A 20211-nucleotide genomic window follows, 5' to 3' on the forward strand; every position below is an offset into this window, starting at 1 on the left:
TGTAAACCTGCTACAATGAAAGAGCTGAACGTGAGTGCATTTTCTTCCTTAACCGAATTTCGTGCAGTGCTTGCAGCAATGCCATCAACGGACGCAACCGCAGTGAGTGCTGCGCAAGATCGCAATGGACAACTTACCAAACCACCGGGGGCGTTGGGTCGTCTTGAAGAGCTTGCAATTTGGTATGGCGGCTGGCGTGGCAGCGACCGCCCACGTGTTGGCAAGCGCCAAGTTATTGTTTTTGCTGGAAACCACGGGGTAACGGCACAGGGTGTATCTGCCTTTCCATCCGAAGTGACTGTGCAAATGGTCGCCAATTTCGAACATGGTGGCGCGGCAGTGAACCAGTTGAGCCGCGTCGCTGGTGCTGAGATGAGCGTTCACGCACTTGATTTAGACACCCCGACAGCCGATTTTACCAAAGCGGCCGCGATGAGCGAAACGGAAGTGGTTGCGGCACTCACCGCAGGCTGGAACGCGGTTGATGGTGATACAGAGCTCCTTGTCGTTGGCGAAATGGGGATTGGTAACACAACTTCTGCCGCAGCGATCGCCACCGCACTTTTCGGAGGTGACGCAACTGAGTGGACAGGGCGCGGAACAGGTGTCGACGACGCAGGACTTATCAACAAAACACGCGTTGTATCCGAGGGCGTCGCTTTACACGCAAGTGATGATGCGCTTGAAATTTTGCGCTGTCTTGGCGGTCGTGAACTGGCGGCGATGGCTGGCGCAATTGCAAGTGCACGCGCGAAACGTATCCCGGTCATAATGGACGGCTTTATTTGCACCGCCGCTGCAGCCTGTCTTGAAAAAGTGCAGAGCGGCGCACTAGATCACGTGGTAGCGGGCCACTTGAGCCAAGAGGGCGCACATGCCAAGCTATTGAAAGCGCTTGATAAAGATCCGCTTTTGTCGCTCGATATGCGTCTTGGCGAAGGGTCGGGTGCGACGCTCGCCATCAACATCCTTGTTGCTGCGGTGGAGTGTCATTCTGGCATGGCAACGTTTGCCGAAGCCGGCGTCGCCGCTGGCTAACTTTCAGAGCGACGGGTTTCTAACAGGGTAAGGAGCGAGGCTTCCAAGTCTCGTTCCAACTCTTTCGCGCGCTCAACGTAAGCTTCGTTTTCGCCAGATGGTTTTTCGGGATCCCAAACCTGTGCAAGTTCGCGGATCGCATGACGGTCATGCGCATAAAAGGTCTTTTCTGCTTCAGCAGCTTCAAATTCTGAAAGGCCAATGTTCTCAAGCACGTAGCGACCCGCGCGTAAAGAACTGTCAAACATCTCGCGCACAATGTCGTTCGCACCTGCCTGATAGAGCCGGAATACATCGCTGCGATCACCCGCACGTGCGATAATATGCAGATCAGGCCGCTCTTTGCGTGCATAGCGCACCATTTTGAGCGCTGCTGCGGCATCATCAAGTGCGACGACCAACACGCGCGCATCGGCCAATCCAGCAGCACGCAAGACGTCTGGACGCGTTGGATCACCGAAGAAACCTTTGAACCCAAAACGACGCATCAGTTCAATCGTTTTGAGGTCATGGTCTAGAACAACGGTTTTAAATCCAGCTGATCCCACCAAACGATTCACGATTTGCCCAAAGCGACCGACACCAGCGATGATCACTGGACCTTCTTCATTTACTTCATCATGTTGATCAACTTGCAAATCGGTCCCAATACGTTTGCCGATCACTTCCATCAGAATGAATAGCAAAGGCGTGATCAGCATAGACAGCGCAATGACCAGCAAAATGCGCTCGGACAGGCCAATTGGGATAACGTTCTGTGCGACCGAAAATGCAGTCAGGATGAAGCCAAATTCGCCCGCCTGCGCAAGACCAAGTGTGAACAACCAACGATCACTGCCATATAGTTTGAAGATATGTGAGAGCACATAAAGCACCAGACCTTTTACAATAATAACCGCGAGCGTGGTCCCAAGGATCGCAGCGGGATCACGTTCCAGTACGGCGAAATTAATGCCGGCACCGACTGTGATAAAAAACAGGCCAAGCAAAAGCCCCTTGAACGGCTCAATATCTGTTTCAAGTTCATGGCGGAATTCTGAATTCGCAAGAACAACACCCGCAAGAAACGCACCAAGCGCAGGTGACAGACCGACGAGCAACATTAAGAAAGAAATGCCAACAACGATGAGCAGGGCAAGCGCGGTAAACATCTCGCGAAGGTGACTTGCATGGATGAAGCGGAACACTGGCCGTGCGAGGTAAACACCCGCGAGAATGATCGCGCCGATTGCTGCCAATGTGACAAGGGTGACGCCCCAACCTGGCAAATCCGCAACCAAGCTCAAACTTGCATGATCGGTGGCATGTGGATCATTGGCGTGGCGCTCGATTGAGCCGTCTGGATTAAGCGACATCGCTTTGGGGAGGGCAAGGAGCGGCAAAAGCGCTAGCATGGGAATGACGGCGATGTCCTGCGTCAACAATACTGAGAAGGTGGAGCGACCACCTGCGGTGCGCATCAGCCCTTTTTCGGAGAGCGTCTGGAGTACGATTGCTGTAGATGAGAGGGCAAAGATTAAACCGACGGCCAGTGACACAGACCAATTAAATCCAAACGCCATTGCGCCACCCATAATTGCACCCGTGGTGAGCACAATCTGCAAACCGCCAAGTCCGATCAAGCGATGTCGCATGTCCCACAGCGCGCGGGGTTCAAGTTCCAAGCCGATCAAGAACAGCATCATAACCACGCCGAACTCTGCAAAATGTTGAAGGTCTTTCGTCTCTGCTCCGACAAGCCCTAGGAGCGGACCGATCAATATACCCGCTGCGAGATAGCCAAGCACGGAGCCAAGCCCAAGGCGCGCGGCGACGGGGACAGCAATGACAGCAGCCCCGAGGTAGATCGACGCAGAGAAGAGAAACCCTTCCATGTTTAGTCCTTCACGTTTGACGCGCTCACGTTGGCAGCGGCGCGTCCTGTTTCAATTGGTCCATCACAATTTGGCTTTGAACCCGCGCCACAGTTGGATGCGGCAAAATCACATCATGAATAAGCATGTTTAATTCGGCCAAGTTCGCGCAGTAGACCCGTAAAAGATAATCGGCCTCACCTGTCAGCGTCCAAACACTCGTTATCTCGGACCTTAATTCAATCATACGCGCAAAGTTGCGTGCTTGTTCAGGGCCATGGGTCGCCAAATGGACTTGTACAAACGCCTGCACTGTTAACCCTATGCGCACTGCATCCACATGTGCGCGATAGTTCTTAATGTAGCCCTCAGCTTCTAGCTTTTGACGCCTGCGACCTGCTTGGCTTGCGGACATATTCAGCCGTTCACTAAGGTCTTGCGCCGTCAAGTGTGCGTTCTCTTGCAAAGCAGCAAGCAAATTTTTGTCAACTTGGTCAAGCATGCGGGATATTCACGTTTATTATTTGATATGTGCGTAAATGTAGCATATTTTTGTAACATTGCGATGACAAATGCGGGAAATCCGTACACTCATGCGTCTATTGTGCCTCCAATTACAATTTCTCAAAAAGGAGAAGATCAATGGGCCCATTTCCACATGATGCTGAGCGCGCGACGATCAGTAAAGAGAACCCTGCCGGTACTGATGGTTTCGAGTTCGTTGAATTTGCGCACCCTGAACCACAAGAGCTGCGCGATCTTTTTACAAAGATGGGATACACGCACACCGCGACGCATAAGCAAAAAGCAATCGAGCTTTGGCAGCAGGGCGATATCACCTATATTTTAAACGCGGAACCTAACAGTTTCGCAGCGCGTTTTATCGAAGATCACGGCCCTTGTGCGCCGTCGATGGGCTGGCGTGTTGTGAATGCTCAGCATGCATATGAGCACGCGATTTCAAAGGGTGCTGAACCCTATGATGGCGCTGATAAAACAATGGATGTACCCGCGATTGTTGGAATAGGCGGCTCGCTTATCTATTTCATTGAGAACTACTGGGCGACGTCACCTTATAATGAAGAGTTCGATTGGGTCGCAAAAGCCAATCCAGAAGGTGTCGGTTTTCATTACCTCGATCACCTTACTCATAACGTGTTTAAAGGCAACATGGACAAATGGTTCGGCTTTTATGGTGACCTATTCAATTTTCGCGAGATCCGCTTTTTCGATATCGAAGGCAAGTTCACCGGATTGCTGAGCCGCGCGTTAACCTCTCCTTGCGGGCGCATTCGTATTCCGATCAACGAAGATCGTGGCGAGACAGGCCAGATCGTTGCATACCTGAAAAAGTATAAAGGCGAAGGTATCCAGCACATCGCTGTTGGGGCCAAGGACATTTATGATGCAACGGATGAAATCTCGGCGCGCGGGATCAAATTTATGCCAAGCCCGCCTGATGCCTATTACGATCTAAGTAAAACCCGCGTCGTTGATCATGATGAGCCACTAGAACGGATGAAAAAGCACGGAATTCTTATCGATGGCGAAGGTGTGGTTGATGGTGGTGAGACGCGCATCCTATTGCAGATCTTTTCAAAAACCGTGATTGGCCCGATCTTTTTCGAGTTTATCCAACGCAAAGGCGATGATGGTTTCGGAGAGGGCAATTTCAAAGCGCTGTTTGAATCAATTGAGCAAGAGCAAATTGAGAGTGGAGAGTTGACCGGCGTAAGCTGATCAGCCCTTCGGCATACGCAGCGTTACGTTGCGGCCGCGTTTGGTGTAGATCAACTGACCTTCACCAATCGCGGAAACCCGGCCACCGTCAACGCGGTCACCGACCTTAACCTTTTTGTATCGTCCGCTTGAGAGACGCACCAAAGCGCGGCGGCTTGAAGGCTTTCCATAGACACCGATTAAATTCACGCGGCTAAGATTGATCGCGTTTCGCACAGTCGCATTCTTGGCCACAGACGCGCTCGATGGAATGCTCGGTTTGACGGTACGTGGGGCAACAGCTGCCACTCGTGTTTCTTGCTGCTCACTTTCACGTTCAGCTTGCTTTTGCGCACGGTCAACCAAGCGCGCAAAATTACGGGGACGCGGGGCGGGCTTGCGAGATGTGGCAACGGCGAGGCGCGTTGCAGGGGTCTGCGCGGCTTCTGCTTCTTCGACTTCCTTTTCCACCTTGGGGCGAAGTTTTGGACGTATTTTTGCAAGTTCGGCGCGTGAAACACCCCCGAGCTGGCTCCGCTCTGTGTCCTCAACCAGTGTTTCAGGCCGCGTTTTAGGACGCAGCGAAGCAATCGTTCCATTGTCGAGTGTTTCTGTCGGCTCCGCCGTTTCTGGTGTCAGCGCAGCCGTACGAAGGCGCTCTGGAATTGCTGGGGGGACACGAGCTGGCCGCCCCAAAAATACCAAAGCGCCTTCAGGCGTTATCGCGCCTTCAGGTGTCGCAATGACAAGCCCGTTTTGATCAAAGTTAAAGTCTGAATTGCCAGACGCGGTCGTGGGCGCTGCCGCAATCGACGGTGCAACGTCGCGCGGCTGGCTCAACGGTTCCATCGCAAATGCATCCTGCCCTGTAATCCGCGCATCGATAGAGGCCGTATACACATCCTCAAGCGCGATCTTTGGTGGCAGCAGCGGCATTTCTGGTGTCGCCAACCAAATACCCGTTGCGGCATAGGTCGCTTCTGCTTCTTCGGGTGTAATCACGGCGGGTGCCGGTTCAGGCGCCACTTGCGCTAAGCCCTCTTGAGCGAGTGGTAGATCGTCCGACAAAATGTCGCTCTCGCCCGTATCCAGAGACGCGAGTTCGATCAGCTCTTCCGCGTTTGGCTCAAGCGACGGGTCAGGGTTCGGCAGCTCTGCAATTGCTTTGTCGCGATCTTGTCCACCGAAGAAACGCGCTAAGCCGTCATCCAAGAACACAGACGCCCAAGCGGCGACGCTAACAAGGAACAACAGCAAGACAGCGGTCAAGATAAGCCCGAGGAAACGTGGCTTGCCACCGATTGCGATAGGCTCTTTTTTCTTTTTCGGTTTTCGTGCGCCGAACACGGTCATGCGTTGCTTTTCGTCTTCAACAGACGCTTCGGCGGCTGCGACTTCAGGCTCAACAACAGGCGCTACTTTCGCTTCGGCCTTTTTAGCGCGCTGCTTCGCCATGAAACTGCGCGCGCCTGAAAGCGCTGCGCCACCGGCCGTTCCTGCGATTGCGAGCGCTTTCGCCGCGACCTTTGCACCATTTTCCTTTAGCGCGTTCGGCTCACTTGCGATTGGCTCAAGTTGCGCAGTGTTTGGTGCTCTAAGATCGGCGATGGGAGCGCCATCCGCTGCACCGCGCATTGCCGCACCTGTGCGAGGAGCCGCTGCAAAGCTCGCGGGCATTGGCGGTATGTCATCTTCAAAACCGTCGTCATCAAAAGCAGCACCTGGACGTAGCCCTGAGAGTTTACCATCCAGCGCGTTCTCGTCGATGGCAGCATCAGAAACGCCGGTGATTTGGGGCGTTGGTCCTGTTGGAGCAGTCTTGGCAGGGATCGGTGCAGGCGCTTTAGGGGCTGGTGCCAGTTCGATATTACGATCGGCACCACCAAGGGGCACAGATGCCTCCGGTGCGGGCGATACAACAGGCGTAACAGGCTTTGGTTGAGATGCGTCGGAAGCTTTCGTTTCGCTTTCAGGCGCAGTACGGCGGGAACTAAAGCCTGCCACTGGAATGCTTAAGTCTTCGGGTGTTTGCTCGACAGGTTTTGCGACTTGAACAACTGCAATGGCTTCACCCGTCGCAATGGCTGGATGGGCATCTGCGTCAAGGGCCATGATGCCCTTTGAGCGGGCATAAGCGCTTAGGCCAAAAGTCGGCTCTTTGGGGAAATTCCCTTGGGTTGGGGCCGCAACAAACCCTATCGGCTCAAAACCGTGCTCAGAGGCAAAATTTTCAGCCTCCTGTAGCGTTTCTTTTGCAACCGCTGCGATGTGAACGCTGCCGTTCTCGTTTGCAAAGTCAAATTCAAGATCATCGACAGGGTATGGTGTCGCCCCATCCAGCGCGTGCAGAACTGCAGTTTGCAACGCGTCCTTATCGAGGCCGGCCGCGTCTACGGTTAGGTATTTAATCTGATCATCAGGGATGATTAATTTGGTCTGAACAGGCCCACTGCCAAGCGCTACGGCTTTGTCACGCAAAGCCACCAATTCGCCCGTGAGATCAGCAGAACTAATGTCGACATCGCCCACACGGCCCCATCCAGACTCTTGCCGTTGCAAAAGCTGAATACCGCTGAACGAAAGCGACAATGCAAAATTCGGTCTCATACTAATATTTTAGTCTCCCCAATCGCGTACTGGGAGTCGGTACACGATAACGCCTCGAGTATAGCAGCTTCTTGCCGAAAGGAAAAAGTCTTGCATAAGAGAAGTTTGTGGCCTTTTTCCCATTCCCAACTCCCAAGCTTTTGCCAAGGATATCACGTTTGCTTGCGTCTAAAGTGTATCGCTTGGCACAGTGAGCTAAGTTCATTTGTTTATAAAGTTTACGAAAGGTATTACGATGTCCTTAAAAAATTGGACTTTTTTGATCATTTTCGCTGCAAGCACCGTTCTGGCACTGCCCGCTTTTGCGCAGTCCCAAGGTATTTCACGATCAGTCACGGTGATCGGTTCCGCACAAATTAGTGCGCCACCGGACAAGGCCGTTATCACCCTTGGCGCGCGTCACACCGCAAAAAGTGCGGCAGACGCGTTGACGCAAACGAATGATGCGGTCGCAGCGATTCTCTCTCGGATGGAGGAAATGGGCGTCGAAAAGCGCGATATTCAGACTTCTTCGCTCAGCCTTAATCCTGTCTGGCGCCAAGGCCAGCGCTATGATGATGCGGGCACCTCGCTTGCGCCAGTGGGTTTCGAAGCCTCCAATACGGTCACTGTCACATTGCGCGATTTAACCAGTTTGGGTGCAGTGCTCGACCGAGTTGCGCGTGATGGGGCGAACTCGTTCTCGGGCTTTCGGTTTGGCTTGATTGATCCGCAACCTATGCAAGATCGTGCGCGTGAGGCTGCGGTTCAGGATGCGCGGCGCAAGGCAGAGCTTTATGCGTTGTCGGCGGGTGTTTCGCTTGGCGATGTGTTGCTCATTACTGAAGAGCTTGGAGGGGGCGGCAGTGGCTTTCCGCCACCTGTCATGGAAATGTCGGCATCACGCTCAGGTTCGGTCCCCATCGCGCAGGGCGAAGTCTCACAAAGCGCGCGCGTAAAGATCATCTTTCAGTTAAATTAATAGGCAAGAAAAAGGCCCGAAGGTGTGCTTCGGGCCTTTTGAAATGCTTAAGACTAACTGGCTTACGACGAAGCGATTTTGATCGCCTGGTCCAAGTCTGCGATTAAGTCTTCCGCATTTTCGATGCCGATAGAAATGCGCACGACATTTGGACCCGCGCCCGCCGCTTCTTGCTGCTCTGGAGAGAGTTGGCGGTGTGTCGTAGAAGCAGAGTGGATCACCAGAGAGCGCGTGTCTCCTAGATTTGCCACATGAGAGAAAATCTCAAGGCTGTTCACCAGCTGGATACATCCTTCATAGCCCGCTTTCAGTGCAAACGTGAACAAACCGCCGGCACCTTTCGGACAAATCTTTTCAACCCTATGATTGTAGGGTGAAGTTTCAAGGCCAGCGTATGTAACGTATTCAACATGCTCGTTTTTCTCGAGCCAACTAGCCACGGCTTGTGCGTTTTCAACGTGGCGCTGCATCCGCAAAGATAGCGTTTCGACACCCATCAACGTGTAGTGTGCGGCTTGTGGGTTCATCGTCATCCCAAGGTCGCGCAGGCCGATGGCGATACCGTGGAATGTGTAGGCCAACGGGCCAAACGTTTCCGCAAACTTCAAGCCGTGATATGCAGGCTCTGGCGCGCTGAGCGACGGGAATTTGTCCGACGCAGTCCAGTCGAATTTGCCGCTGTCGACGACGCATCCGCCTGTGACCGTGCCGTTGCCTGTGAGGTATTTTGTGGTCGAGTGCACAACCAGCGTCGCGCCATGCTCGATCGGGCGGCACAGGTAAGGCGTTGCGGATGTGTTGTCCACGATCAGTGGAATACCCGCCGCGTCAGAGATCGCAGAGATCGCGTCAAGATCGGTGATATAGCCACCTGGGTTCGCAATTGCTTCGCAAAAGACAGCCCGCGTGTTGTCGTCGATCGCTGCTTTGACTGCATCTTCGTCGTCGAAATCGACGAACTTTGCTTCCCAACCGAAACGCTTAATCGTCTGGCTGAATTGCGTAATCGTTCCGCCATAAAGACGTGTGGAGGCGACAACATTCATACCCGGCTGCATCAGTGGAAAGAGCGCCATGATCTGAGCCGCGTGACCCGAAGAACAGCAAACTGCACCAACGCCACCTTCCAACGTGGCGATACGCTCTTGCAAAACTGCGACAGTTGGGTTCGTCAAACGCGAGTAAATGTAGCCCACTTCTTGCAAGTTAAATAGCGCTGCGGCGTGCTCTGCATCGCGAAAGACATAAGCCGTCGTTTGATAGATGGGCGTGTTGCGGGCACCCGTTGCGGGATCAGGGCGTGCGCCTGCATGGATTTGCAGTGTATCAAAACCGTAGCTTGGTCCGTCAGTCATGGGTATTCCTCGCGTTGTGTATAAAAGCTGAGGAAGGGTTTAGGCGAATGTTGCGGACCTCACAACCAAGTGCCACAAATTCAGAACACGCGTTCGCAAATCAGTGAGTAAAGGAAACGGATGTTTCATGCCATTACCGCATCCAAAAACCGGCTTTCTTGATCCGATTGCGGATGGCTTGTTCTTTGCGCGGAAGATCGTTCTGATCAAAGAGATCGCGCGTTTTGTGGCCGCGCCCTTGATAGATCATGCGTTTGATCACGTTGGACCCTTTGAGCACTTTCTTTAACTTGTTAGGAGCTGTGATCTCTTCGAGCAGATCAACCACATGCGTACCTTCACGTGCATAAAGCAGGGGTAACATGCGGTAATGACAGCTTATGTCACCATCCAGCAGCCCGCGCGGTAGTGTGTGTTTGCCACCGCCAAAGCTGTGAATAACCAAAGGCAACGCCACTTGATCCAGCCAAGGGTCCAGTACTTGGCAAATCAATTCAGGTGGCGCGTCATCGCGGATGGCTTTGGCATATTCGAGGAAACGTACGCCAAATTGCTGGGGACATTTATAAAAGAAATATCCGGCGTTGTAGTAGGGATAACGGCGCCAATACTCATCGGGGTGGTTGAGATCGAGCGCGCTGTCGAAATCTAGATCAAACTTATCATAGAGCGACTTCCAAGTTGCGCCGTAACCCGGGCCGTATAGCTCTAACTGTGGCCACGTGTTCTCGCGCCTGAGCGAGGCAGATGGACGTGAAAAATCAAAAGGCACGTTCGCAAGATCGCCTGTGATCAGCGTATCGGTGTCAAAGAACACGAAGTTCTCGCCTTTGGGCATCGCGGCAAGCGCTTCGATTTTGTTTCCATAGGGATAGCTTTGCCCAAAAACGCGGTTTTCGAACTGAATGAATTCGCCGCCCAATTCGATCAAAAGATCACGTAGTTCCCCCTGAGGGAGGCGTGGGTCTGCTTTCCAAAGCGGGCCAGGCATAGGTTCGGCGTAGTATAGCTTGCCTGCAAAGTCAGGATTTGTGTGGCGCAGGCTGGCAGCGAAAAGGGCGGCTTCATAGGCCAATCGACCGTCCTGAACGACGATCATTATGTTAAATGTACTGTTTTTCGCGCTTTTCTTGGCCATGCTCGCCCTATCTGCCCATCTCTGTCGTGGGATTTCGAGAACTCTACGCGGACAAATCCTAGATTTCCAGAAGCGGATGCGGCAGGATCGAAAGAATTGTTAAGATTTGATTTTGGGAGACAGGTAATGAGAACGTCATTTTTGATTTTGAGTGCTTTCTTGTGCGCGGGTGCGGCGCATGCGCAAAGCGGTTTTGGTTCCGCTGAGGTCAGCAGCGGTGAGAGCGTAAATGGTGCCGACAGTTTCGACGTAAGCGGTATGACCCCTGATGATCAAACGCCCACGGGCAAGTTTACGACCGCGGCCGAGGTTGGACCGATCCTGCAAATGACCCAAGGCAATTGGGCGGCGGTGCGTGAATATGATGGGCAAGATCTGGTCTATTGGAGCCACATCTTTAGCTGGCGCTGTGGTTTGAAGGGGGCGAAGTTTTCGATTAATGGCGCACCGCTTCAAGACTTGGAGATGCCAGACTGTCACATGAAATATCAACAGCCCAACTCGATCTTGAACGACGAAGCTTTGATGACGTTCCATCGGCATGAATTGGGAAGCATAAAATCGGTCCGGATCGATGTATTGCTCGACAATCTGACGACGCAATCCGTCACGCTTTTGCGCGAGAATATTTTAATCCCATAGCGCTGATTGGGATGTGGGGAGGGGGCTAGCCCCCCGTCGGCGCCGCCGACTCCCCCCAGAGTTTATTTAGAAAAATGAAGCGTGGCCGTGCGTGCCTTTTGATGTGCTGCGCCGCCTAGGTTTTCTTTTTGTCGTCAATAATATCCATATTCGCCATACCGCTATTGCCCAGTGAAACACTTGCAAATGGACCGCCGTGGCACATTTCACCGATGTCTTGTGAATTGGTTGGCTCTGCCGTGGCAAGAATTTGTTCGGCAAATTGTTCTGCATTGTCTTTGGGGCGGTAGCCTAAGAAGCTTACTTGGCGGTTGTCGACGGGTGCGCGATCGTTGTTTGACACGCCATAGACAATCGAGAAATCGGTTGATGGCGTATCAATACAGCGTGTTACAAGGTGAACGAGATCTTCATAGGACAGCCAGGTTCCAAGTGCCCGAGGGCTTGTCACTTGCGCGCAAGACAAGATGCGCATGTGAACGCTCTCGAGCCCGTGTTTATCCCAATACAGTGAGCCCAAGTCTTCTGCGAAACACTTCGCCAGGCCATAGAACGTGTCGGGTCTGTGGCGCACCGTTGTGTCGATAAAGTCAGTTTTGGGATGCATCCCGACCGCGTGGATCGAGCTGGCATAGATCACGCGTTTGACGCCGTGGCGATGAGAGGCCTCCCAGATGTTATAGGCACCGATGAAATTGGGGCCGAGTAGCTCTTCGAAAGGCGCTTCATCGGAATATGCACCCATATGTATAACCATATCTGCGCCTTCGGTAACGCCCAAGATGTCGTCCATACTGGCAAGATCTGCTTTGACATAGTGCTCACCTTTATAGAGCTTGCCAATATCATCTGCGATGTCTGTAGAGATCAGTTCATCGCAAAGCGTCGTTAAAGGTTCACGCAAATAGGACCCGAGTCGGCCAGCGGCCCCTGTTAGAACAAGTCTTTTCACAAATGCCTCTCTTTATTGCACAATCAACTGCGTTTAGGCGCGCATGCGCAGAAAGTCCGGATCATAAGGGCAGGGCGGAATGACCACCGCACCGATCATATCGCCACAAAGATCAAGCTCCATCGTGCTGCCAACCTCGGAAACATCAACGTCGACAAAGGCATAGGCGAGGTTCTTGCCAATGCGATGGCCCCAGTCGCCAGAGGTGATAGTGCCGACAACCTTGCCATCCTTCATCAGCGATCCACCACCATGCGCAGGGGTCTTTGAGGTGTTGATCTCAAGTGAAACCAGCTTTTTGCTTGGACCGTTCTCATGGCGTTTGACAAGCGCATCGCGCCCAACAAAATCGCCTTTGTCGAGTTTCACAAAGCGATCAAGCGCAGTTTCGAACGGGTCGAACTCGGTGATCAAATCCGCCTTCCAATGCATAAAGCCTTTTTCCATGCGCATAGACTCTACTGCACGCGCGCCGAAGAGTTTGAGCCCGTGTTCTTTGCCCGCTGCGCGCAGTGCCGTGTAGGCCGCATAGAGGGACGTGTTGGGGACGTGAATCTCGTAGGCCAGCTCGCCAGAGAAACTGACAGCCATCACAGTTGCGGGGGCGAAGCCGATGAAACATTCGCGCACAGAGAGCCATGGAAATGCCTCTTTAGACCAATCGTCGCGCGCGCAGGCACTGAGCACCGCACGTGATTTCGGACCTGCGAGCACGAGAATCGTCTGATCGTTGGTGAGCGAGCGGATTTGGACATCTTCATCGGCGCTCACATGCGCGGTGAGCCAATCCATATCGTGACATTCAGAGGCGGCCGCAGACCCATACCAAGCCCGCGCAGGACCGCGATCAGAAGCTGGAATATTCGCAATCGTTGCTTCGCCTTTTACCATGCCAAAATGGTTCAGCAGGTAACCAAGCCCAACACGCCCGTCGCGTTTGGTCACGTTGCCGCAGAACATGCGGTTGAGGAATGCGTGTCGATCTGCGCCGGTGATCTCAAAGCGATTGAAACCATTGACCTCAGCCAGCCCGACGTTCTCTTGTACATTGCGGATTTCGGCACCGATGACGTCAAACGCCTCATCGAAATCGAAAGTCAGGCTTGGATGAAAATCAGCGCTTGGCTTGATGTATTCAACACGCTCCCATCCATTAACGACAGTGAACTCAGCGCCTTCGGCTTCCAGAATTGGCGTGATCGGAGTCGTCTTTGCGCCGCGCCCTGCGGGGCGGTGCTCATGCGGGAAGTGGAAGCGGAATTCGTTTTGATAATCCTCAATCGCTTTAAGCGCTGTCAGCTCAACGTTGGTGTGTCCAGTGAAGCGGCGCGGATCGATGCACCATGTATCATACTGAGCTTCACCATGAACGATTTGCTGCGCGAGAAGCCAACCGTGGCCACCGCCTTCACCAACACCTGCACGCAGGCCGATGATGCAGAACGCGTTGCGCTTGCCGGGAATCTGCCCGACCAAAGGCGCACCGTCAATCGTGTAGGTGATCGGGCCGTTGACGACCCGTTTGATGCCGACTTCGGTCAGCGCTGGCATCCGCTCGAATGCGCCTTCTAGTACGTCCATCACGCGATCCAGATCATCAGGGCAAAGATCGTTGGCAAAGCTAGGGCTGATGCCGTCCATGCCCCATGTTTTGCAATCTTGCTCATAGAAGCCCACAAGCAGACCGTTCTTTTCTTGACGCGAATAATAGTCCGAGATCGGGCAGCGCAATAGGGGCATCCGGTGGCCAGCGTCCACTATCGCGGGAATATCTTCGGTGACGAAATACTGATGCTCCATCGACGCAACAGGGTGGTGTACACCCATCATCGCACCAACCTCGTTCACACGGTAACCGCATGCATTTACGACGATATCCGCATCAATGCTGCCTTTGTCCGTTTCAACCGTCCATGTGTCATCCTTGTGCTGGGTGAGGGCGGTCACATTGGTGTGGCGGTACACTTCGGCGCCAGCTTTGCGCGCATGAAAGGCCAGCGCCTGACACAGCTGTGCAGGATCAATGTCACCGTCTTCACCGTCCCAAAGACCACCAAGCAGGTTGTCCGTGGAAATAAGCGGATGGCGGCGCGCGCACTCTTCTGCGTCGATCACTTCATATTCAACGCCCATGCCACGTGCCATGGATGCGAAATGACGATAGCCCTGTATTTGCGCTTCGGTGTTGGCAAGACGAATGCCGCCGTCGCCATGATGGTAGCCCACAGGATACTCAGGGTCGTCGCGTAGCTTTTTATAAAGCGCAACAGAGTGGGATTTGAGGCCCACCATCGTCTGGTTCATACCAAAGTTTGTCACTTGCGCAGCCGAATGCCACGTAGTGCCCGAGGTCAGCTCGTCCCGCTCGATCAGAACGACATCTGTCCAACCCTCTTGAGTGAGATGATAGAGCGTGGAACACCCTGCGATGCCACCGCCGATGACGACTACTTTGGTGCGAGATTTCATGGCGTGATCCTCTTGTGCGCGTTTGGATGATATTGGCCCGAATTCGCGCGGCACTTTCAATCGTCTTTACATAATTTCGAATAAATCGAAAGATTATATTGATAAATCCGTCGTTAGGACGGGCGCATTTTGCCGAATGTCAGCCCAACAAAGAAAACGACTTCTCAAGCCACGGCGCGCTTTGATGAACGGGTGCAATCAGTTTGGTGCTGATCGCGGCTCTGATTTTATCGTTCACAAGATTAAACACCGACCCTGCGCAATCAGGCGTGGTGATCAAAGACAAGGTGCGCGCGAATTGTTTGTCAGGGAAGGGGTGCATCGTGAGACCCGCTTGAAAGCGCTGCGCTCGTGAGACCAGGAGGGGCGTGGTAATCGCCCAGCCCGCCCCCGAGTAAACCATCGCCATCAAAGTCTGATTGCTGGCGCATTCAAACGTTTTGGGCGAGGCGAGCCCAAGACGTTTAAGTTGCGCTTCAATTTGATTGGCGATCATCAGATGGCTGGAGAACTGCAAGAACGGCAGATCCGAATGGCCTTTGAGCACCATCTCGCTGGACACTTCGATACCTGCAGGCACGACAAGCACGAAAGGGTCGCGCAGCAACGCATGCTCATTCAGGTCTTTGATCTGCTCGCTCGGGCTAGAAGCTAGGCCCAGATCAATTTCGCGATTGCGCAGCATCCCGATGATCTCGCGACTAGAGGCGGTGTGATACGCAAAATCGCAGTTTGGCATTTTCTGTGACAGATGCACCGCCAGCTCGGGCATGATATCGCTCTCAAAATCCTCAATCGCCCCAAGCCGCAAGGACCGCGCGTCTGTGACATTGCCTGCGCTCGCCTGTGCTTTGGCTTCGCGAATAATCTGAAGCGCCTCTTCGATACTGCGCAAAAAGACATGCCCTTTTTGCGTCAACACCATCGGTTTACGGGCATGATCAAACAGGGCGACGCCCACGTGATCCTCTAGCTTGCGTAAATGATGTGACACAGTGCTGACAGACAGTCTTGTTTCCTGCGCACAGGCTTGCAGAGAGCCATTGCGCGCGCAGATCTGAAACAGCTCCAAACCTTTGAGGCTCAGTTCTGTTGTGGACGGGGGCTTTGACATTGAATTCCTAATCCGCGTTTGAGACGATTTTCTATAGGATTTCGGAAATCCTATGGCGCTTTGGCTAAGAGCGGTCACGCTATCCAGCTCCACGGCTCAGGATTGTGTGAATTTCAAATACCTTGAAAATGGTGGGCGACCCTGGAATCGAACCAGGCGTGCGTCTCCGCGAGGGAGTTACAGTCCCCTGCCACACCTTGCGGCCTGTCGCCCACTGCTTCGAGTAAACCCGAAGCGTGAGCGGGTGATTACAATCGGCTCATATCTGCGTCAACCCGAAAAACTCTTGCAGAGCGAACTCATTCAAGGCAAGGCGAAGAAGGCTGCTAAGCCGGAGGAGCGCAAGATGAAAAAACCTAAGTGGGTCGTGAAAAAAGAGCAGGATAAAAAAGCCTCCGCTGCAGAGACAGTTTGGCTCTTTGGTCTTCATGCCGTACGCGACGCGTTGATGAACCCAGAGCGTGAAAAACTGAATTTGGTTGTTACGCGTAACGCAAGCGACAAACTTGCAGAGGCTATTGCGTTTTCAGGGATGGAACCTGAAATGTGCGAGCCGCGTAAATTCTCCGCACCGCTTGATCCACAATCTGTGCACCAAGGCGCTGCTCTGGAAGTGAAGCCGCTGAAATGGGGCCGTTTGGAAGATGTTTGCGTGGGTGGCAGTGCTGCGGTTCCGCGCGCGATCCTTTTGGACCGGGTGACGGATCCGCATAATGTGGGGGCTATTTTGCGTTCAGCTGAAGTGTTCGGTGCCAGTGCCGTCATCGGTACGCATCGCGGTTCCGCGCCGGAAACGGGCGCATTGGCGAAAACAGCCAGTGGCGCGTTGGAGCGTCAGCCCTACTTGCGCATTCGCAACCTCGCCGAAAGCATCGAAGCCTTACAAAAGATGGGTTACCTTGTATTGGGGCTAGATGGCGAAGCTGAACAAAGCATCGAATCCGAGCTGGAGGGTAAACGCGATCGCCCGATTGCCTTGGTTCTTGGGGCCGAAGGGCCGGGCCTGCGCGAAAAGACCAAAGAAACAGTTGATGCTTTGGTGAAGATTGAATTTGCCGATGCCTTCGGCTCGCTAAACGTGTCCAACGCTGCGGCGGTGGCTTTGTACGCGTCTTTGCCGCGTTAAGTGATCTGACTGTTTTGCGCCTGCGCCCCTTAAAATTGCCAAGTAACGCCTTAGCTTAGGGGCATAGGTGATGAGAGGCATTTTCAGTGACGTATCCGACTAAGATTACCACCTGTTGTTACTGCGGCAGTCGCGCGGCGTTGGTGTTGAGCGGATCGCAAAGCCACGAACTGGCATGTGGCAGTTGCGGAGCGCCACTTCATGTGATGAAGCGTCTTGTGCGTGAACCTCAAAAACCCAAAAGCGCGCCGAAATCAGCAAGACCTGCAATTTCACACAAACCCGCGCCAAAAAGCTTCAAAAAGCCTAAAAAGAAAAAGCGTCGCAAATCAGCCTTGAGGTGGTTCATGGAAGAAGCAAAAGACGTGATTGAGGATATCTTTGATTGACGCACCGCTGCACTGGCAAAGTCGCGTCCCATCCGCTATTTGCGAGTAACTCGTTTCAAAATAGGCAAATCCATGAGCTTTGAAAAACCCGGCCCCGTTGAAGAAAACTGGCGCGACGCGATTTCTTCTGCGCAAGAGATCATTGAAGACGCACGCAATGGGCGGATGTTCGTTCTTGTGGACCATGAAGATCGCGAGAACGAGGGCGACTTGGTTATCCCTGCACAAATGGCTACGCCTGAAGCGATTAATTTCATGGCGATGCACGGGCGCGGCTTGATATGTCTCGCACTGCCAGGGGAGCGGATCGAAGCGCTGGGCCTAGAGCTGATGAGCACTAATAACTCTTCGCGTCATGAAACTGCTTTCACCGTCTCGATCGAAGCGCGTGAAGGTGTGACAACAGGGATTTCCGCCCATGACCGTGCGCGCACAGTTGCCGTAGCGATTGATGCTGCGAAAGGTGCTGCAGATATCGCAACGCCGGGTCACGTGTTCCCGCTTAAGGCACGCAACGGCGGTGTTTTGGTCCGCGCAGGGCATACCGAAGCGGCTGTTGATGTGTCACGCCTTGCTGGGCTGAACGCCTCTGGTGTGATTTGTGAGATCATGAACGAAGATGGCACCATGTCGCGCTTGCCTGAGCTGGTTAGCTTTGCGCAAAAGCATAATCTCAAGATCGGTACGATTTCTGATCTCATCGCCTATCGTCGGCGTCACGATAACCTCGTCAAAGTACGTGCGGAGGAAACCATCACTTCAGAATTTGGTGGTGAATGGCAAATGCGCATTTATTCCGACGAAACCCAAGGTGCAGAGCACATCGTGATGATCAAAGGTGATATTTCGGGCGAAGCGCCCGTGCTTACTCGCATGCATGCGATGGATCCGATGCAGGATGTGATTGGCACAGGTCCCAAAGGGCGTGCCGCTGAATTTGGTCACGCCATGGAAGCCGTTGCTGCTGAAGGGCGCGGTGTAGTGGTTTTGCTGCGTGATACGGCGATGAAACTTGATCCGGATCACGATGCATCGCCGCAGACCTTGCGACAGTATGGGCTTGGGGCGCAGATCCTTAGCTCGCTTGGGCTTAGCAAACTTGAATTGCTGACCAACTCTCCTTCGCCAAAGGTCGTCGGGCTTGAGGCGTATGGTCTTGAAATCACGGGTACGCGCAAAATTTCGGAGCTTGGTTAATGGCTGGTCATGAACAACACTACATTTTGCCACGCGCAACGTTTGACAAGCCTGTCAAGCTACTGATCGTTGTCTCGCCTTACTACAAAGACATCGCTGACAATATGGTCGCTGGTGCAATTGCTGAAATCGAAGCGGCAGGCGGCACGTATGACATGATCGAAGTGCCGGGTGCGCTGGAAATTCCGACAGCGGTTGGTATTGCAGAACGGCTAAGCAATTTTGACGGCTATGTCGCGCTGGGCTGCGTTATTCGTGGCGAAACCACGCATTACGACACGGTATGCAATGACAGCTCGCGTGCTTTGCAACTGCTTGGCTTGCAAGGGCTGTGTATCGGTAATGGCATCCTCACGGTTGAGAACCGCAAACAGGCGGAAGTGCGCGCAGACCCTGCGGATCAAAACAAAGGTGGCGGTGCAGCCGCTGCGGCCTTGCATCTGATTGCGCTCGCTCGTAAGTGGGGCGGCCAGCGTAAGGGTGTCGGGTTCAAACCTGCCGACGATGAATATCAAATTGCTGGGTTTGGCAAAGGAAACGACCTCGCATGAGCACTGAACTCTCTGGAAACGCCAAACGTAAGATGAAGTCTGCCGCACGCTTTTACGCGGTGCAGGCGCTTTATCAGATGGAAGTGTCCGGCCAGACGACCGACAAGATCATCGTTGAATTCCTGGATCACCGCTTTGGTGCGATCTATGAGGATATGGAATTCGTTGAAGGCGATGTGGATCTGTTCACGGCCCTTGTGAAGGACGCGGTGAACCACCAAGCTAAGATTGACCAAATGACAGATCGCGCTCTGGTCGCCAAATGGCCCATCGCGCGCATTGATCCGACGTTGCGTGGGCTATTCCGTGCAGCAGGTGCAGAATTTGTTGCCAGCGACACGCCGCCAAAAGTGGTCATCAAAGAATTTGTCGATATCGCAGCTGCGTTCTTCCCTGAGGGAAAAGAGAGCCGTTTCGTGAACGCCGTGCTCGATCACGTTGCGCGTGAGGCAAAACCAGACGCTTTTTAATTTCCGATGGCTTTCTTTTGAGCGAAGCTCGTGTTGAGCGGGGCAACCTCAGACGCGCGGGGCAGCATCACATAGCTCATGGAGTGTCTCAGGTAGGTCTCGGCATCTCCGCGGCAATCTTTCAAAATTACAAAGAGCTGCAATATCTTCACGCAGCTCTCTACTTTATCGCATGAGGTAAGGCCTCAGGGCTTTGACGTTTTCTATTTAAACGTCAAGTTTGTCACGCGGCCTTTGCCTTTGTCAGTGGTGAAACGTAGCTGTTTGCCATCAAACTCTACTAGCTGGCAATTTGTACCGGTCTCTTTTTTGCTGATCACGAGGTTTCTGCAATAATAGCCGTTTTGCCATGCCCAGGCACCGTAGTATTTGCCCTGTTTCTTTAATTTCCCATCGGTTTTTCCGTTAGAACGGATGATGGCTGTATTTGGCCCAAACGCCAGATTTTTGTCGACTACAATTGCATTGAAGTCAGCGGCTTTCTTGATGCGTTTGTAACTGTCTGCGAAGGCGAAAGGTGTGCTCAAGAGCGTCAGCACAATTGTGGTTGAGAGTGGCTTTGTTGCACAAATCGGGCACTGTAGGATTCACTGTGTGAATCCAGCGTGATAGCTCGCGGACATGAGCAGT

At 53.2% G+C, this 20211-nt stretch carries 17 protein-coding genes and 1 tRNA gene; 8 read left to right on the top strand and 10 right to left on the bottom strand.

Going from position 1 to position 20211, the window contains the following annotated elements:
* Window positions 1-15: 15 nt before the first annotated feature.
* The gene (gene cobT / locus ACTG3Z_RS16010) at window positions 16-1038 is read left to right on the top strand and encodes a nicotinate-nucleotide--dimethylbenzimidazole phosphoribosyltransferase (RefSeq protein ID WP_439144019.1); all 1023 of its coding nucleotides are present in this window, start codon (window positions 16-18) and stop codon (window positions 1036-1038) included.
* On the opposite strand, the gene ACTG3Z_RS16015 is transcribed toward cobT, so the two are convergent.
* A complete protein-coding gene (locus ACTG3Z_RS16015) occupies window positions 1035-2912 on the bottom strand; it encodes a monovalent cation:proton antiporter-2 (CPA2) family protein (protein ID WP_439144020.1) in 1878 nt (625 codons plus the stop codon). The two genes, cobT and ACTG3Z_RS16015, sit on opposite strands and share 4 nt — an antisense overlap.
* A 25-nt stretch (window positions 2913-2937) precedes the next feature.
* Entirely contained in the window at window positions 2938-3393 is a 456-nt protein-coding gene (locus ACTG3Z_RS16020) for an Lrp/AsnC family transcriptional regulator (protein WP_439144021.1), read from the bottom strand.
* Window positions 3394-3533: 140 nt separating this feature from the next.
* Between ACTG3Z_RS16020 and hppD the strand changes: the two genes are divergently transcribed.
* The gene (gene hppD, locus ACTG3Z_RS16025) at window positions 3534-4631 is read left to right on the top strand and encodes a 4-hydroxyphenylpyruvate dioxygenase (protein ID WP_439144022.1); all 1098 of its coding nucleotides are present in this window, start codon (window positions 3534-3536) and stop codon (window positions 4629-4631) included.
* Here hppD and ACTG3Z_RS16030 read toward each other — a convergent pair whose 3' ends face one another.
* On the bottom strand, window positions 4632-7217 hold the full coding sequence (locus tag ACTG3Z_RS16030; protein ID WP_439144023.1) for a hypothetical protein: 2586 nt from the start codon (window positions 7215-7217) through the stop codon (window positions 4632-4634).
* A gap of 235 nt (window positions 7218-7452) precedes the next feature.
* Here ACTG3Z_RS16030 and ACTG3Z_RS16035 point away from each other — a divergent pair, with 235 nt between their 5' ends.
* A complete protein-coding gene (locus tag ACTG3Z_RS16035; protein WP_439144024.1) occupies window positions 7453-8178 on the top strand; it encodes an SIMPL domain-containing protein in 726 nt (241 codons plus the stop codon).
* A gap of 62 nt (window positions 8179-8240) precedes the next feature.
* On the opposite strand, the gene ACTG3Z_RS16040 is transcribed toward ACTG3Z_RS16035, so the two are convergent.
* Window positions 8241-9533 (bottom strand): O-acetylhomoserine aminocarboxypropyltransferase/cysteine synthase family protein, encoded by a 1293-nt coding sequence (locus ACTG3Z_RS16040; RefSeq protein ID WP_439144025.1) that lies wholly within the window; start codon window positions 9531-9533, stop codon window positions 8241-8243.
* A 133-nt stretch (window positions 9534-9666) separates the two neighbouring features.
* Complete coding sequence (locus ACTG3Z_RS16045; protein WP_439144026.1) at window positions 9667-10671, bottom strand: hypothetical protein; 1005 nt, start codon at window positions 10669-10671, stop codon at window positions 9667-9669.
* A 126-nt stretch (window positions 10672-10797) separates the two neighbouring features.
* Between ACTG3Z_RS16045 and ACTG3Z_RS16050 the strand changes: the two genes are divergently transcribed.
* Entirely contained in the window at window positions 10798-11313 is a 516-nt protein-coding gene (locus ACTG3Z_RS16050) for a hypothetical protein (protein ID WP_439144027.1), read from the top strand.
* Window positions 11314-11428: 115 nt separating this feature from the next.
* Here ACTG3Z_RS16050 and ACTG3Z_RS16055 read toward each other — a convergent pair whose 3' ends face one another.
* From ACTG3Z_RS16055 to ACTG3Z_RS16070, 4 genes are all read right to left on the bottom strand, one after another.
* Window positions 11429-12265, bottom strand: a complete 837-nt coding sequence (locus ACTG3Z_RS16055) for an NAD-dependent epimerase/dehydratase family protein (protein WP_439144028.1) — start codon at window positions 12263-12265, stop codon at window positions 11429-11431.
* Between the two features lie 33 nt (window positions 12266-12298).
* On the bottom strand, window positions 12299-14734 hold the full coding sequence (locus ACTG3Z_RS16060; RefSeq protein WP_439144029.1) for a GcvT family protein: 2436 nt from the start codon (window positions 14732-14734) through the stop codon (window positions 12299-12301).
* Between the two features lie 139 nt (window positions 14735-14873).
* Window positions 14874-15848, bottom strand: a complete 975-nt coding sequence (locus tag ACTG3Z_RS16065) for a LysR family transcriptional regulator (protein ID WP_439144030.1) — start codon at window positions 15846-15848, stop codon at window positions 14874-14876.
* A gap of 129 nt (window positions 15849-15977) precedes the next feature.
* Window positions 15978-16061: transfer RNA gene (locus ACTG3Z_RS16070), tRNA-Tyr, on the bottom strand.
* 133 nt (window positions 16062-16194) lie between these two features.
* On the opposite strand from ACTG3Z_RS16070, the gene rlmB reads away from it, so the two are divergent.
* The 4 genes from rlmB (at window position 16195) to nusB (ending at window position 19581) form a co-directional block, all read left to right on the top strand.
* Window positions 16195-16974: a 23S rRNA (guanosine(2251)-2'-O)-methyltransferase RlmB gene (rlmB, locus tag ACTG3Z_RS16075; RefSeq protein ID WP_439144031.1), complete on the top strand. Its 780-nt coding sequence runs from the start codon at window positions 16195-16197 to the stop codon at window positions 16972-16974.
* Between the two features lie 461 nt (window positions 16975-17435).
* Window positions 17436-18560, top strand: a complete 1125-nt coding sequence (ribB, locus tag ACTG3Z_RS16080) for a 3,4-dihydroxy-2-butanone-4-phosphate synthase (protein ID WP_439144032.1) — start codon at window positions 17436-17438, stop codon at window positions 18558-18560.
* A complete protein-coding gene (locus tag ACTG3Z_RS16085) occupies window positions 18560-19111 on the top strand; it encodes a 6,7-dimethyl-8-ribityllumazine synthase (protein WP_439144033.1) in 552 nt (183 codons plus the stop codon). Before ribB ends, ACTG3Z_RS16085 begins: the two co-directional genes overlap by 1 nt.
* Window positions 19108-19581 (top strand): transcription antitermination factor NusB, encoded by a 474-nt coding sequence (nusB, locus tag ACTG3Z_RS16090; protein ID WP_375266572.1) that lies wholly within the window; start codon window positions 19108-19110, stop codon window positions 19579-19581. The genes ACTG3Z_RS16085 and nusB overlap by 4 nt, the downstream gene beginning before the upstream one ends.
* A gap of 203 nt (window positions 19582-19784) precedes the next feature.
* Here the strand turns inward: nusB and ACTG3Z_RS16095 are convergent, their stop codons facing one another.
* Window positions 19785-20108, bottom strand: coding sequence for a hypothetical protein (locus ACTG3Z_RS16095; protein WP_439144034.1), 324 nt, complete (start codon window positions 20106-20108; stop codon window positions 19785-19787).
* Between the last annotated feature and the right edge of the window lie 103 nt (window positions 20109-20211).

This window comes from Planktotalea sp., assembly GCF_965659345.1.
Taxonomy (GTDB): Bacteria; Pseudomonadota; Alphaproteobacteria; order Rhodobacterales; family Rhodobacteraceae; genus Planktotalea.

Excerpts from the sequence above, each read along its gene's own strand:
- cobT (WP_439144019.1), top strand. The coding sequence starts at position 16 with ATGAAAGAGCTGAACGTGAGTGCATTTTCTTCCTTAACCGAATTTCGT.
- ACTG3Z_RS16015 (WP_439144020.1), bottom strand. The coding sequence starts at position 2,912 with ATGGAAGGGTTTCTCTTCTCTGCGTCGATCTACCTCGGGGCTGCTGTC.
- ACTG3Z_RS16020 (WP_439144021.1), bottom strand. The coding sequence starts at position 3,393 with ATGCTTGACCAAGTTGACAAAAATTTGCTTGCTGCTTTGCAAGAGAAC.
- hppD (WP_439144022.1), top strand. The coding sequence starts at position 3,534 with ATGGGCCCATTTCCACATGATGCTGAGCGCGCGACGATCAGTAAAGAG.
- ACTG3Z_RS16030 (WP_439144023.1), bottom strand. The coding sequence starts at position 7,217 with ATGAGACCGAATTTTGCATTGTCGCTTTCGTTCAGCGGTATTCAGCTT.
- ACTG3Z_RS16035 (WP_439144024.1), top strand. The coding sequence starts at position 7,453 with ATGTCCTTAAAAAATTGGACTTTTTTGATCATTTTCGCTGCAAGCACC.
- ACTG3Z_RS16040 (WP_439144025.1), bottom strand. The coding sequence starts at position 9,533 with ATGACTGACGGACCAAGCTACGGTTTTGATACACTGCAAATCCATGCA.
- ACTG3Z_RS16045 (WP_439144026.1), bottom strand. The coding sequence starts at position 10,671 with ATGGCCAAGAAAAGCGCGAAAAACAGTACATTTAACATAATGATCGTC.
- ACTG3Z_RS16050 (WP_439144027.1), top strand. The coding sequence starts at position 10,798 with ATGAGAACGTCATTTTTGATTTTGAGTGCTTTCTTGTGCGCGGGTGCG.
- ACTG3Z_RS16060 (WP_439144029.1), bottom strand. The coding sequence starts at position 14,734 with ATGAAATCTCGCACCAAAGTAGTCGTCATCGGCGGTGGCATCGCAGGG.
- ACTG3Z_RS16065 (WP_439144030.1), bottom strand. The coding sequence starts at position 15,848 with ATGTCAAAGCCCCCGTCCACAACAGAACTGAGCCTCAAAGGTTTGGAG.
- rlmB (WP_439144031.1), top strand. The coding sequence starts at position 16,195 with ATGAAAAAACCTAAGTGGGTCGTGAAAAAAGAGCAGGATAAAAAAGCC.
- ribB (WP_439144032.1), top strand. The coding sequence starts at position 17,436 with ATGAGCTTTGAAAAACCCGGCCCCGTTGAAGAAAACTGGCGCGACGCG.
- ACTG3Z_RS16085 (WP_439144033.1), top strand. The coding sequence starts at position 18,560 with ATGGCTGGTCATGAACAACACTACATTTTGCCACGCGCAACGTTTGAC.
- nusB (WP_375266572.1), top strand. The coding sequence starts at position 19,108 with ATGAGCACTGAACTCTCTGGAAACGCCAAACGTAAGATGAAGTCTGCC.